The 14,110-nt window shown below is 38.7% G+C and carries 13 protein-coding genes; 3 read left to right on the top strand and 10 right to left on the bottom strand.

The features are described 5' to 3' along the window. Positions 1–38 precede the first annotated feature (38 nt). The 9 genes from NYE58_RS37320 to NYE58_RS37280 form a co-directional block, all read right to left on the bottom strand. Positions 39–917: a type II secretion system F family protein gene (locus tag NYE58_RS37320; protein WP_076138947.1), complete on the bottom strand. Its 879-nt coding sequence runs from the start codon at positions 915–917 to the stop codon at positions 39–41. After that, positions 914–3,001, bottom strand: a complete 2,088-nt coding sequence (locus NYE58_RS37315) for an ATPase, T2SS/T4P/T4SS family (RefSeq protein WP_081389209.1) — start codon at positions 2,999–3,001, stop codon at positions 914–916. Before NYE58_RS37315 ends, NYE58_RS37320 begins: the two co-directional genes overlap by 4 nt. Positions 3,002–3,046: 45 nt before the next feature. After that, positions 3,047–3,304 carry a hypothetical protein gene (locus NYE58_RS37310; protein WP_076138945.1) on the bottom strand — a complete coding sequence of 86 codons (258 nt, stop codon included), beginning with the start codon at positions 3,302–3,304 and terminating at the stop codon, positions 3,047–3,049. 56 nt (positions 3,305–3,360) lie between these two features. Continuing rightward, positions 3,361–3,756 (bottom strand): hypothetical protein, encoded by a 396-nt coding sequence (locus NYE58_RS37305; RefSeq protein ID WP_076138944.1) that lies wholly within the window; start codon positions 3,754–3,756, stop codon positions 3,361–3,363. A gap of 877 nt (positions 3,757–4,633) precedes the next feature. Then, positions 4,634–5,692 (bottom strand): hypothetical protein, encoded by a 1,059-nt coding sequence (locus NYE58_RS37300; protein ID WP_076138943.1) that lies wholly within the window; start codon positions 5,690–5,692, stop codon positions 4,634–4,636. A 791-nt stretch (positions 5,693–6,483) separates the two neighbouring features. Then, positions 6,484–6,654 (bottom strand): aspartyl-phosphate phosphatase Spo0E family protein, encoded by a 171-nt coding sequence (locus NYE58_RS37295; RefSeq protein ID WP_081386690.1) that lies wholly within the window; start codon positions 6,652–6,654, stop codon positions 6,484–6,486. A 222-nt stretch (positions 6,655–6,876) separates the two neighbouring features. Further along, entirely contained in the window at positions 6,877–7,575 is a 699-nt protein-coding gene (locus tag NYE58_RS37290) for a SprT-like domain-containing protein (RefSeq protein ID WP_076138942.1), read from the bottom strand. 1,211 nt (positions 7,576–8,786) lie between these two features. Next, complete coding sequence (locus NYE58_RS37285; protein ID WP_076139098.1) at positions 8,787–9,212, bottom strand: hypothetical protein; 426 nt, start codon at positions 9,210–9,212, stop codon at positions 8,787–8,789. After that, entirely contained in the window at positions 9,209–10,429 is a 1,221-nt protein-coding gene (locus tag NYE58_RS37280; protein ID WP_076139097.1) for a ParM/StbA family protein, read from the bottom strand. The genes NYE58_RS37285 and NYE58_RS37280 overlap by 4 nt, the downstream gene beginning before the upstream one ends. Before the next feature lie 550 nt (positions 10,430–10,979). Here NYE58_RS37280 and NYE58_RS37275 point away from each other — a divergent pair. Then, on the top strand, positions 10,980–11,327 hold the full coding sequence (locus tag NYE58_RS37275) for a hypothetical protein (protein WP_076139096.1): 348 nt from the start codon (positions 10,980–10,982) through the stop codon (positions 11,325–11,327). Positions 11,328–11,346: 19 nt separating this feature from the next. Then, on the top strand, positions 11,347–11,553 hold the full coding sequence (locus tag NYE58_RS37270; protein ID WP_076139095.1) for a hypothetical protein: 207 nt from the start codon (positions 11,347–11,349) through the stop codon (positions 11,551–11,553). 1 nt (position 11,554) lies between these two features. Here NYE58_RS37270 and NYE58_RS37265 read toward each other — a convergent pair whose 3' ends face one another. After that, positions 11,555–11,863: a helix-turn-helix domain-containing protein gene (locus NYE58_RS37265; protein ID WP_076139094.1), complete on the bottom strand. Its 309-nt coding sequence runs from the start codon at positions 11,861–11,863 to the stop codon at positions 11,555–11,557. Positions 11,864–12,072: 209 nt separating this feature from the next. Between NYE58_RS37265 and NYE58_RS37260 the strand changes: the two genes are divergently transcribed. Beyond that, a complete protein-coding gene (locus NYE58_RS37260) occupies positions 12,073–12,759 on the top strand; it encodes a hypothetical protein (protein WP_076139093.1) in 687 nt (228 codons plus the stop codon). The last annotated feature ends 1,351 nt before the right edge of the window (positions 12,760–14,110 follow it).

Here is a 14,110-nt window from a genome sequence, read left to right as displayed (position 1 = left end):
CCATCTTCCCCCAAAAGGGTAGTAAGTCGTTGATGATATTACAAGTTGTCTAAATCTAATCTTAAATACTTATCCCTGCCCAAATATGCGAAAAAAGTAGTCAACAATAAGGTTCCAACTAATATTTTGCCTGGTGTAGTCAATAAGCTTAATGATGAACCCATACTCTCCATATTTTTTTCAAGATAAGCGAATAAAAAAATTATTGCCCATCCTGCAGGAAAAATAACGAAAAACTTATTTCGTTTAGTCCTGTTCTCAACATCAATAGTTTGGAGCAAGGCGATGTCACTCTTAATATCATCATTTGACTCCTTAATACTTTTAATGGACTTCGTATGGAACCCATCAATATTCCCCATTATTATCTTTTCACATAGATCATCGAACTTCCGAAACTGAACTTTAGCACTCATTTGCTTTAGAGCAGTTCGTGGATCTACCCCAAGTAAAAGAGAATTATACAGATTTTCAAAAAGTGGTTTAGTGACACCAGACATTACTGGCAAAGACATTTCCAAAGATTTTTGAAGAGATTTGCAATCCCTCATCATGGATACTAAAAGTCTTACATTTGTAGGCAGATTAAAAAGCATAGCCTTTCTTCTAGAATATTTTAATTTTGAAAAGACTAATCGCGGCACAAAAAAACCGATAACTGTTCCGACTACTGCGAACATTAGGTTATCGGTTATAAACGCGATTGAAATTCCTACCACCATTGAAATTATCATAAGAATAATATAGTGCTTTAGCTGAAACTTTAAGCCTAGATCAGTGGCTTGATCCTTTACACTATCAAAACCAAAAGCATTTCGTAGCCGGTTACTCCTCACTTCACTTTTTTTCTTAGGTAATATGCTGGATATACCATAAGTTATAACAATAACTGCAAATGCAATAAGTGCAAAACTCATATACCCTCCACCTCACACCAGCGATGATATTCTTTTTCATCAGGTTCTTCTGATTGAATTTTTTCCAAAAAGCTTGTTGATTTAATCTTATTTTTAAACTCTAAAACCTGAGTTGTAGGGTTATACTTGAAAATTGTATTTAAAACAGGCTCCTCTGTTCCTTTGTAACTAATCAGTTCACTTATTTCCATCAAAACTCTCACACCAGTTTTCTTCGATCTTTTCTGAAATAATATAAGATCCAAGGAACCAGCAACTTGCGCTGCAGCTGCATTAGTATTCCCGTTAAGTTGCAATAACCGTACAGCTGCTTCTGCTGCGCTATTGGCATGAATGGTTGTCCAAATAACATGACCTGTATTCATGGCAATTAAAGCTTCAGAAGCCGCCTCTTCATCTCTTATTTCGCCAATAGCCAATACAGAAGGCTTTAACCGAAGAGTAGCCTTAACTAATTTTCCAATACCATAACTTTTGTCTTTATCCTCAATATTTTTAACTAACAAAGATGGTAAATTGGGATAATCTTTATATTGCAATTTGCTTGCATACATCAACTCCTCAGAGTCCTCAATTGAAATGATTCTAGTAATCTTTGGAACATATTGAGGGAACATAAGCAATTTAGCAGTTTTACCACTGTTTGTCCCACCAGCAACCAGAGTATTCGCCCCCATTTTTATGGCGAATTGAAGAAACTCGGTTCCTTCCAGGCTTATATTTCCATAGTTTATACATTCTTCGTCTGTGTATACGTTAGGAGGAAATTTTCTTATTGAAATAAGAGAGTGACCACCACTCACCCCTGAGTAATGTTTATTATCTGCAACAGCACAAATTCTAAAGCCTCGATAGTTAGCATCAATAATTGGTTCATTACTCGACAATGGCTTTCCTATCGGCATCAGCATTTTGTCAATGGTCTGTATTAAATGCTCCGTACCCTGAAATTTTATATGCTCCATATGGATATCTTTACCATTAATTTCTGCAATGACCTGATCAGGACCGTTGATTTCGATTGAACTAATGGTTGGATCATCTAAAATTTCCTGGATTACACCAAGCTCTGTAATTTCTTTTTGCACCATCTCAATAACATCAGTGATTGGCATCGTAAAAACAAAATCCGTGATACTTCTCACCATATCAGCAATCAAATATTTAATTTTTTGTCTTTTATCTTCGTTTGTCAGTGAACTCACATAATCATCTAAATGCCCCTCAGCGAGTTGTCCTCTTATTCTTTCAGTAATAGATGTTATGTTCTTCATTTCCAAGTCCGAAAGTTCTGTCTTTGCTTCTCTTAAATGATATTTAAGAGTTAAATGATCCATTGGATCAATCAGCCCAATATTTTCATTTCCTGTTTTGAGGCTATTTCGCGGACTCCATTGAATTACATTAGGCTCAATTTCCGAAATTTTTTTGGCTAGTTCGCTGTGTTTGGTATAAATTGCGATATTATTAGATTGCAAATGATTAGTGGCAGAAAATAAAATCAGCCTTTCTTTCTCTATACCAAACACTTCATTACTTTTTTTAGAAAAAGTATAATTATTCACGAATTCAATTTCACTCAAACTATAGAAAACAATGATATCTGCAACTTTCATTCCATACAAAGTTGCTGGATGAATCATTGTTCCTTGACTAACGAAAAAAATATAATCATACATACTGGAAAGTTTATTCTTTAAATAAAGCGGTAATTCGATCAATGAACTGTTGCTGTTAATTCTTCTAGTAACTGGATTTTCAGGGTTAGATCGTGGATTCATCAATATATAATCACTGCTATCATTCTTCGTGTAAATATATTCACTCATTTCAGCTGGTGCATTGCGGTCATAGTCCAAGAGTAACTGATCCATGGACTTTTCCTTATCAATCTTGACCGCTTCTTCACCTAGCGCATAAGCTATCCGTGGAATACCAAGACATGGAAATTCAACAATGATACTTTTTTTATTTTTTGGAAGTTGTCCAATTGTCTTTTGCAAATATCCGATAGTATCACCACCACCAGGATTTGCAATCATCAGTGTTCTACTATCCGTTTTAATTTCCGACATATCTTTCATTTTTCCTTTCTATAATCCTATTTTATATAGCTTACTTCAGTAGCCTTATATCATATCCTGTAACCAAACGATATCTTCAAATCCTGTAAACCCTCCAGCATCTAAAATCTCTTTGAGAGCATTTTGACCACCTATCGGATTATACGGACAATTAGGGCTATGACAAAAAGCCAGATACCCCAATTTAGGATGTTTAAATGCGTATCCGCGCGGCATAATATAACCGCCACTCACCTTAAATTTTTGTGTTCCCAACTTTACGATCTCCAAAGCATCATTAATTAATTTGGTATCCTCTAGCAATTTTATTTCCTCCTTCTCTCGCCTTTAACATCATTAAAACAAAAGGAACAGCACTATTAACTGTGCTGTTCCTTTTGTTTTAATATCGTCCACATTTCTTTAACTCTTTCTATTGATTGAATTCCACCTTCCCAAAAAATAGATGAATCTAATTTGAATAACTCTTCTTCAAATTCTTTTTCAGCTACTTCGTAATCACTATCGATCATAACTACTCGCTCTGGATTTATATTTTCATCTGAAACAACGGCACATGCCTCTTCAAGATTCATTCTCTGACTCAGCAGTTTCAGTTTTAGTAGCGCAATCATATCTTCATCCGTCAATTTTCTTCGTTTCTCTTTACGCCCGAATTGATACCCAGCATTCTCTAAACTGTAAACCCAGCGCCTCGCAGAGCTTTCAGCAAGTTCTAAAACTTCTGCCGCCTCTTTAAAAGACCAGATTCCCATGTTACCCCCCTCTTTAAACAAAAAAAGCGCCTACTATCGGCACCTTCACGCTTAATATGATTTTCGAAAGAAGTATCACTTCTTAACTCAATGTCCCTCGTGTAACTGCCTGGTGTCAAAAATTATCATGTTATAAGAATATCACGTATTTCAGCCTGTAACGTACCTAAAAAGTATGATACAAGTATGATTTGAAATATTTAGCTGTAGCAGCATCCAGGAGAGCGTGAGTAGCAGCTGTAGGAGATCCAGCGGTGAGCGGTGGCAATTAGCCAGGGCAATGCTCAGATCCGGTTCCTGTAGACACATAAGTGAGCTGCTGATCGATGCGCCGGCGGTAGCTGGTCCTGTGCGCTGGACCGCATCCAGGAGAGCGTGAGTAGCAGCTGCAGGAGATCCAGCGATGAGCGGTAGCAATTAGCCAGGAACAATGCTCAGATCCGGAACCTGCAGACACATAAGTGAGCTGCTGATCGATGCGCCGGCGATACCTGGTCCTGTGCGCTGGATCGCATCCAGGAGAGCGTGAGTAGCAGCTGCAGGGGATCCAGCGGTAAGCGGTAGCAATTAGCCAGGGCAATGCTCAGATCCGGTTCCTATAGACACATAAGTGAGCTGCTGATCGATGCGCCGGCGATACCTGGTCCTGTGCGCTGGATCGCATCCAGGAGAGCGTGAGTAGCAGCTGCAGGAGATCCAGCGGTGAGCGGTGGCAATTAGGCAGGCCAATGCCCGAATTTGATTCCTGCAGACACTAAGTGAGCTGTTACTGCAGGGATCTACCGGTGAGTTCTAGTTACTCAATCTCTTGTAAAGCAATGAGCACTAAAATAAGCACTGTAAAAATTAACTTTGGCTCAATTAGTAGATTTCGTAATTATCTATTTAATAAACCTTGCTTTACCTTGTAAAGTTTATAAGCCTCTTCATAACATGTAGAAAAATATCCAGTTGGATTGTTTATTTTCAAATGCATAGATACACCACCAGAAACCAAATCAAGATTACAAGATTTTTCGAAGTAGAGTTCACACGCTTTAATAACTATTTCTGGTAAGAGAATATCTTTATGATGGCTGCTTAACATTAGAAAGATAGATTCTATATAACTATCATTCATTGGTATATTATCTGCTACGTAGCAATATTTAGGCACATTAGTACAGAGCACTTCGTATATTCTATTTAAATTATCATCAATGTTATTCAATGGAAGATTCATAGAGGCGGCGATAGCCGACCCATTCAATCTATCATTCAATATTGAATCTGAAGTAGTCTTTGAAGTAATCTCTGGTATTGCTGTTCCAGCAGGGAGGTTCGGAGTTCGATTCTGGAAGTTCGAGTATCCAGATTGACCGTTCGAAATTCCTGTATGGTGATTCGAATCTCCAATTTGGACCTCCGAACTTCCATTTTGGAACTTGCTATCTCCAAAATGGTCTTCCGAACTTCCATTTTGGAACTTCGGGTATGTCATTTGAAAGTTTGTTATATTTAGCGTTCGTTGTAATGATTCGTATCCCTCTAAGTGATAACCTTTTATACTTAGATCAGTCATAATTTGTATTAAATCTACTCTGTATTGAAATGTTTTATCCCAAGAATAATTAGGATTTCTTCTCTCGTAGATCCATCCACCGTCAATCAAATTTTTTATTTTTCTTCTTATGGTTTGAATACTTGCCTTAAGCATTAATTCCTCAGACAATTCTTCTGCTTTTTTATAAAACCAACCATGATCACGTTTTAGATTTGGCTGCAGTCCATTGGTAGACATACGCTCAGTTTCTTCTTGAATTAACTTATCTGCATCTTTGACTCTTTCAGACCAATAAATAAATTGATTTAGTATTAATGCTGACACGTAATCGCCGGTTAAAGCTACCAGTTCCTCTTTAATAACGACCCGTTTTAGTTTCATTGGATTTTGCATAATTACCTCCTGATTATGTAAAATGTGACAGAAAGAGCTTCCTTTTTAAATTGCTATGAGATCGATTGTATATATGTTCTGGTAGTGGCAAAGGGACTGCAGTCGTTACTATTATGAATTTTTCATATAGTGCGAAATTATAAATAGCAAAGATCTTAAGCCAGCGCATTCATACGTAGTCCTATAAATCTACTTCTAACGCACACCGTGGAAAAAAGGATCCTTTTCATGGCTTAGATGAATTACCCCTCTAATAGATGGATTTTAATTGTTTATGAATACAGAAAAAGCCCACGATCTGCCTGTACAAAGACAAATCGAGGGCTTGTAAACACTTGAAAAATAGATGACACTATGGTAAATTAATATATATCAATACCATAAATAAGGTATTAAGAAATACCCCAGGTCATTGTTAAAGCACTGATTCACCGATGTCCAGATCGGTTGATTCGGCACCTAGTATCAGAGCTCCAACTCTTCTACTAGAAGCTTTTTCAATGGCTATTTCTTTGTCAAAAGAACAATTTAAGTTATCCACATTTTAGCACATAAGGTTATAAAAAAGAAGAGAAAAGTTGTTCACAGCCTTGCTCCAAACCTATATTTTGTCGGAATTTTGCTTATTTTTTCTAAACATGCACCATAAAAACGCAAGCCCTGATTCTACTAAAAATACCCAACCTAAAACTGGTGTTGTCAAAATTTCCATTCTACTCTCTCCCTTTGTATGTTATTCTGGAGAGGCGTGGTACCGGCAAAGTTTCACGCCTCTTACAAGTCGATTGCTCCTACGCATTCGGCTTTTTTGTTTTATTAATAAGATTGTGTACCTGATCTAATTGCTGTGACTTAGATACGACTACATAAGAATTTAACGCATAAAGGTTACTTAATTCATACATTTCAGATTGAAGTGCCTCAAATTGATCGTAAAGTGATTCAAGTGAAGCCTCGGCCATGTAATCACCTCCTTTTTTATTTTATTATACCATCAAAACATCTTTTGTAAATGGTTTTAGGTATAAAAAAATAAAAAAAAGCTTTGTATTTAATAAATCATACATACAAAGCTTTTTAAGGTTATATTTATGGCTCTGGATTGTACTGTCTTACATGCTCCAACTACTAGAATCTAGCTGCTCATACTCAGTTGTTTATCATAGTGACCTAGAAATCTCGACTTATTCTGTTTCAAAATTTTGATTACAATCACCACATAAAATGTTTAAGTCTTTTTTATATGATCTTACTGAAATCCCACATGATGGACAGGTCCATTTAATAGATTTTGAGCCTGACTCATAACCCATATTAGTACTGCTAGAACTGGCTATTTCATCCGTTTCCCCCCCCTCTGCTAAGGCTTTGAAATAACTATATCCATGACGTGCGATAACGAATATTTCTTTTCTAATCGGCATTTCTCCTATTTTTCGTTTTGCCTCATCTCCAAGTCTCGCATAAGTCCATCCATGTTTAGGATCTGGTTTATCCTCCTTGTATTCAAATCCTAGCTCTAAAACCTTTTGTTTAAAGCGTTTATTATGATATGTACCTTTACGACTGGTATCCTGTATACCTGCGTGAAGGTGGTAAAGATGTACCATTTCATGCAAAACAGTATCCATCGTTTCATAAAAGTCCTGATCCATAAACTCAGCTGATAGATTTAATTCATACATTTGCAATGTCCCATCTTGTGTGCCCCAAACGGGTACTACTGAACACCATCCCATAGAAAGCCTTTGATGCCCGTTTGATTGTATAGTTATAGCTGGTGTAGGTAATACCCCATCAAAATAAGTTTTATTAAACAATTCAAATACGTGATGAAGCTCTGTCGTTATATCACTTAATGTTAAAGATTTTATATCAAACATAGGCTCCTCCTTTTTTGAGGCATATGCCTCAAAAATATTATTTATAATAGCATATTGATCTATTACTATCAATTTTTCTTCTGCAGGTTCGGGATCTGAGCATTGTTCCTGGCTAATTGCTACCGCTCACCGCTGGATCTCCTGCAGCTGCTACTCACGCTCTCCTGGATGCGGTCCAGCGCCCAGGACCAGCTACCGCCGGCGCATCGATCAGCAGCTCACTTATGTGTCTACAGGAACCGGATCTGAGCATTGCCCTGGCTAATTGCCACCGCTCACCGCTGGATCTCCTGCAGCTGCTACTCACGCTCTCCTGGATGCGGTCCATCGCCCAGGACCAGCTACCGCCGGCGCATCGATCAGCAGCTCACTTATGTGTCTGCAGGTTCCGGATCTGAGCTTTGCCCTGCCTAATGTTACCGCTCACCGCTGGATCCCCTGCAGCTGCTACTCACGCTCTCCTGGATGCGGTCCATCGCCCAGGACCAGCTACCGCCGGCGCATCGATCAGCAGCTCACTTATGTGTCTGCAGGTTCCGGATCTGAGCTTTGCCCTGCCTAATGTTACCGCTTACAATAAGATCCCTTGCAGCTGCTACTCACGCTCTCCTGGATGCGGTCCATCGCACAGGACCAGGTATCGCCGGCGCATCGATCAGCAGCTCACTTATGTGTCTGCAGGTTCCGGATCTGAGCATTGCCCTGGCTAATTGCTACCGCTCACCGCTGGATCCCCTGCAGCTGCTACTCACGCTCTCCTGGATGCGGTCCATCGCCCAGGACCAGCTACGCCGGCGCATTGATTAGCAGCTCACTTATGTGTCTACAGGAACCGGATCTGAGCATTGCCCTGCCTAATTGCCACCGCTCACCGCTGGATCCCCTGCAGCTGCTACTCACGCTCTCCTGGATGCGGTCCATCGCCCAGGACCAGCTACCGCCGGCGCATCGATCAGCAGCTCACTTATGTGTCTGCAGGTTCCGGATCTGAGCATTGCCCTGGCTAATTGCTACCGCTCACCGCTGGATCCCCTGCAGCTGCTACTCACGCTCTCCTGGATGCGGTCCATCGCCCAGGACCAGCTACGCCGGCGCATTGATTAGCAGCTCACTTATGTGTCTGCAGGTTCCTGATTTTTGTTTTCTTACGCTCTTCCAAAAAAAACCTAATTAAGTGGCTTTTGAGGCCAAATAATTAGGTTTCCACTTGTTTAAAGTCGTGAGGGATCTATAGTTGAGTAAAAGTTATCTTTCTCTGAGTTTACGTCCTTTTTTGCTTCAATGCTAGTCACAGCAGAACTTGTATCTTGGTTCTTTTCATCACTAATTTCTGCGTCTACGCTTAACTCTGTAGAAGAATTTGAAATCGATAATTTATTTTTCAAATCATCCATAACAGCAATGATGTTTTGAAAATCTTTGGAATATGGCTCTAAAAACATTGTTTTTTGAATATCAATATCCGTAATATCTCTATATCCAAAGCGATCAATCATATGTCTAACCAACGTTGTGAGTGAAATTTGAATGTTTCCTTGTGCATTAACCCATTTATTTAGAGACTGAAAATCATTGAGTTTATTAATACGCCAGGACACAAGATCTCGTTTACTGACCTCTTTATTATCCTCGTTCACGACTTAACAACCTCCGAAGGAAAAAACACTCTATCATGAAGTATTGATAAACCTTCAAGATTCATATCTACCGCATACTCTGCAGGAATCCAAAGTACAAAGCAATGCACTTCCTCTGCGAAAGCGACTAGCTCGGAATAAAGTTCCGATTCAAATGTTATACTACCGCCTCCAAGCACCATAAAGTACTCAATGTCCCCACCTATTACTATGTAACGTTCTTTAATAATCTCTAAAATATTCTGCGCCTCTACATACTTAGCATCATCCATAAATGCTACAGCAGAATCATGTAAATTATCATCAGTATTTAACAACAAATCATCAAATCGCTGTCTATTAATTTGTAGGTGACCTCCGAGATCACTTGATAGCGCTTTAGCTGCCTCTTCTGCTGCATGACCCACCCCACGCTGTACACCGGTACAGTTATCTATAACAGGATTAGCACCATGAAGATGAATTAATTCCGTTGTTCCAGAACCTATGTCAGTTAATAAGCCTTTTTTCTGTGCAATTTCAACTTGAGTTAAGTTCGCAATATGTTCTCTGCCCTTTTTCCCTTTATACTCCTTTACTAATTTTTCCAGTATTCCAGGGACTTTATTTTCCTTGGGGGTCGGTGCTTCCCTTAATGCATATATTGCAGGTACGCCCTCTTGAGTTATTTTAACGGAAATATAGTTAATTGTAACAGTTACTAAAGAGGTTCCAATATATACAATCACTACATGCGAAGACTTTCCATCTCCGTTATTAGTAAATCTTTTTTCCATCATTGAAGCAGTTGCTGGTTTCCATTCAGAGGCAGGGATTGCTCCTGTCATTTTTGCTTCAATTGATAAGGTTACCGGCAATTTGGCATGTTCTTCGTAGTATTCAGCAATTGCTGCGGCTGCTGTCATTGAGAGATTCATAATCACTGGTATGTCATGCTTATGCTTTTCACCAATTCGTATATTCATATTTTCGGTTTTAGCAATATTTAGATTCGCACGTTTACCTACACTAAAAAATCCCGATCTCTTTAATGCAGGGCTTGTAATATTCACGGTTAATTCATCAAATAGATTAGCCATATGTTTTTCAAGATTACCTTCTGCAATAGCTGGTTGTTCAGTAAGCCGTTTTATCGTAGATGGCTGTACCAGTTTTTTACCATTATAATACATCTTGTTAGTAGAGTTTCCAAAATCATTTTTAATATTAGCAACCATTTCACAATCACCTCATTTTTAATTTTTAAATCCTTTCAATTCAAAATGAATTGTATTTGAATTTAATTTGAACACGAAAATGATTCTTCTTTACAAATATATACCAAATCTCAAAAGTAATCAAGTATTTTAAATTCATTTTCAATTCAATTTGAGTTTAATATTGAAATGTACATAATTAAAATCAGTGCTTATCCTAAATATTCTTCATTTATAATTCAATATGAATTCATTTATTCCTATTACTTTTATAAGTTTTTACCACTAATAGACTACAAAAAATATAGTCGGCACTTATTTTCATATTGCATAATTCCCCTCTAAAAAAAGGAACTTTATACCTACAAACAGAGTTAAATCACCTCTTATATTACTTTTAAAGATAACATTCGTCATAATTTATTATTATTTTTAGTAAGTTTTCCATTGCTATCATTGGTTTTATATGGCAATATAACTATTGAAGTTTCATCTAAGCCTATCTAAGTTCATCTATTAAGGTATTTATTAAGCCGGTTTTATCTTACAACATTAAATATGGAGGGAAATAATGGATCACACAAAACTAAAAGGCATCGGAGATTCAAGTTCTATCACAATCCCTAAAAACTATATTGATTACATCTCAGGTGAAACAAAAGCAGTTAATGAATATCACTTGTCTCTGATTAACGAAGCAATTGGAAATCGAAAATTAATACACCTTGTTATGACTGGTATATCACTAGTCGAGAATTTAAAAAGAGGGACTGATTTAATTTCTGTAACACACTGTATTAATCAGGAAAATTACAAAGCTCGGGTAGCAGGATATTTAGAATTAAAAAAAGATGATCAATTACAAATGAATGCTGGGACAATCGCCCATTTGCTAACATCAGTGTTAAATCGAAATTAATACTTAGGAGGTTTTTTTTATGATGAATTGCGGAAATTGTAGCCATTGGAACTGGTGTTCAAAAACAGATGGGAAAATCGAAGAAAGTGAGACAGTTTGCAGTTTCTCACCTTCTAGATTCACTGGAATAATAATAGAAGATCAGTCGGAAGCAGAGATTGACAAAAATTTAATTTCATTTGATGGATTAATCGGAATTATTCGGAGAATCGAAGGTAAAGGTTAAACTATTTTTTCTTTGACATAAGTTTCATAAGTGATAACAAATGTTCTTGATCAGTTGGAGTCAGCTGCCTAAATAAAGTCAGCATGTTAATCTCAGCTGCTGTAGGGGTCAAATCAGAAAAAAATATGTCCCAAAAATCAATACCCACGGCATCTGCCCAACGTTGCAAAGCTGATGTTGTTGGAGCACGCTTATTATTTTCCCAATCAGATAAAGTTCCAACTGATATTCCTGAACGCTCAAATATTTTTTGTTGTGTGAGATTTCTATTTTTACGAATTGCTCTTAATCGTTCACCTATGTATTGCAATAGAGATCCTCCTACAAAATAAGCTGAGAATACGAATTTTAGTTATTTGTAATACATATCTTCTCAAAAAAAGTAATAATGGAACACTGTTATATAGGTAACTTACTAATTTTAGTAATATTCATTGTCATAATTACTTATTTAAATAAGTTTGAGATATGTATTTTTGATATCCATATTAAATCTGTCTATCACGGAAGGAGAAATTAATGCGAAGCGTGCAGATTACCAAAACTAACATCAGTTCGTTACCACTTGACTGGATTTATATACGCTATCAAAGACTTCAAAAAAGTTGTTTAAAATCAGAAGGAGAAACTCACTCTGATGAATTAGATCTAATTAGAGAATACTTTGATTTGAATGGTTACGCTGCGATTTTTGGAATAACTAATAAATCAGATGCTGATCAAATGGAATTGGAAATTCCAACTGCATCACGATCTCAATATGTCCCTATTATAGAAAATCGTTTACGTGAGCATTATCGATTAACACAAAGAAAACATAATCTTGAACAGCAGCTGACCGACATTTTGGGTGCCTTTTATGTTCTTGATTTACCTAAAATGACTGCTACATATGGAAATATCAGTGGCGTTCAAACAAGGGGGGGAGTATCTTCTCCGATTGAAGATGCAGTAATGAGACCATTTTCTAGAGCTGAAAAAATCAAGGAAGAATTAATGAATGTTGAAGATCGTTTATATGATATGGCTCATGCTCTTAGTGAATTAACTGAGCCCCAGCTATCTTTGGTAAGTGCGAAATATTTAGTTAGACGCGAACCCAAAGATGATCAATTAATGAGTGTCTTAGGGTTTGGAAGACAAAAATATTATGAGATTAAAAAAACATCACTAATTAGAATTGCACAAGAACTATCAGTCATATAGTAATTTCCAGTTAAATGGAGGTAGAAAGATAATGTACTTTAACAAAGGAGCTTCTTACATAATCAATTATGGAACCTTCGAGAAACTTTCAAAATTCATCCTAAGCGAGAATGGGAATAATCATTTTGTTGATGAAAACGGAGAATTTATTATATCCGACAATTTTTTACTTAAGAAAAAAATCATTGTATCTTCAGCGTTAAAACATTAATTTCCATTGGGGTTCATTACAGAACCCACTCAAAAACACTATATGAGATATCAGATAAGAGATTTAGTCGATACCTCATATAGTGTTTTTTTTGCTGCGTAATAGAGTGTAGCTATTTGAACCATACACCCGATCTAAGAGAGTGTTGAGCTGCTGCTGCAGGGGATCCAGCGGTGAGCGGTAGCATTTAACCAGGGCAATGCTCAGATCCGGTTCCTGTAGACACATAAGTGAGCTGCTGATCGATGCGCCGGCGATACCTGGTCCTGTGCGCTGGATCGCATCCAGGAGAGCGTGAGTAGCAGCTGCAGGAGATCCAGCGGTGAGCGGTGGCAATTAGCCAGGAACAAAGCTCAGATCCGGAACCTGCAGACACATAAGTGAGCTGCTGATCGATGCGCCGGCGGTAGCTGGTCCTGGGCGCTGGATCGCATCCAGGAGAGCGTGAGTAGCAGCTGCAGGAGATCCAGCGGTGAGCGGTAGCATTTAACCAGGGCAATGCTCAGATCCGGTTCCTGTAGACACATAAGTGAGCTGCTGATCGATGCGCCGGCGATACCTGGTCCTGTGCGCTGGATCGCATCCAGGAGAGCGTGAGTAGCAGCTGCAGGAGATCCAGCGGTGAGCGGTGGCAATTAGCCAGGAACAAAGCTCAGATCCGGAACCTGCAGACACATAAGTGAGCTGCTGATCGATGCGCCGGCGGTAGCTGGTCCTGGGCGCTGGATCGCATCCAGGAGAGCGTGAGTAGCAGCTGCAGGAGATCCAGCGGTGAGCGGTAGCATTTAACCAGGGCAATGCTCAGATCCGGTTCCTGTAGACACATAAGTGAGCTGCTGATCGATGCGCCGGCGATACCTGGTCCTGTGCGCTGGATCGCATCCAGGAGAGCGTGAGTAGCAGCTGCAGGAGATCCAGCGGTGAGCGGTGGCAATTAGCCAGGAACAAAGCTCAGATCCGGAACCTGCAGACACATAAGTGAGCTGCTGATCGATGCGCCGGCGGTAGCTGGTCCTGGGCGCTGGATCGCATCCAGGAGAGCGTGAGTAGCAGCTGCAGGAGATCCAGCGGTGAGCGGTAGCAATTAGCCAGGCCAACGCTAAAATCCAGAATCTGCAGACAGTTAGGTGAGCAGCTGAA

Source organism: Paenibacillus sp. FSL L8-0708 (assembly GCF_038009325.1).
Taxonomy (GTDB): domain Bacteria; phylum Bacillota; class Bacilli; order Paenibacillales; family Paenibacillaceae; genus Paenibacillus_AQ; species Paenibacillus_AQ odorifer.
Note: the sequence above shows the minus strand (reverse complement) of the source record. Positions and strands in the feature narration are given on the sequence as shown.

Excerpts from the sequence above, each read along its gene's own strand:
- NYE58_RS37305 (WP_076138944.1), bottom strand. The coding sequence starts at position 3,756 with ATGGGAATCTGGTCTTTTAAAGAGGCGGCAGAAGTTTTAGAACTTGCT.
- NYE58_RS37260 (WP_076139093.1), top strand. The coding sequence starts at position 12,073 with ATGCGAAGCGTGCAGATTACCAAAACTAACATCAGTTCGTTACCACTT.
- NYE58_RS37295 (WP_081386690.1), bottom strand. The coding sequence starts at position 6,654 with ATGGCCGAGGCTTCACTTGAATCACTTTACGATCAATTTGAGGCACTT.
- NYE58_RS37290 (WP_076138942.1), bottom strand. The coding sequence starts at position 7,575 with ATGTTTGATATAAAATCTTTAACATTAAGTGATATAACGACAGAGCTT.
- NYE58_RS37275 (WP_076139096.1), top strand. The coding sequence starts at position 10,980 with ATGGATCACACAAAACTAAAAGGCATCGGAGATTCAAGTTCTATCACA.
- NYE58_RS37300 (WP_076138943.1), bottom strand. The coding sequence starts at position 5,692 with ATGCAAAATCCAATGAAACTAAAACGGGTCGTTATTAAAGAGGAACTG.
- NYE58_RS37315 (WP_081389209.1), bottom strand. The coding sequence starts at position 3,001 with ATGAAAGATATGTCGGAAATTAAAACGGATAGTAGAACACTGATGATT.
- NYE58_RS37270 (WP_076139095.1), top strand. The coding sequence starts at position 11,347 with ATGATGAATTGCGGAAATTGTAGCCATTGGAACTGGTGTTCAAAAACA.
- NYE58_RS37320 (WP_076138947.1), bottom strand. The coding sequence starts at position 917 with ATGAGTTTTGCACTTATTGCATTTGCAGTTATTGTTATAACTTATGGT.
- NYE58_RS37280 (WP_076139097.1), bottom strand. The coding sequence starts at position 10,429 with ATGGTTGCTAATATTAAAAATGATTTTGGAAACTCTACTAACAAGATG.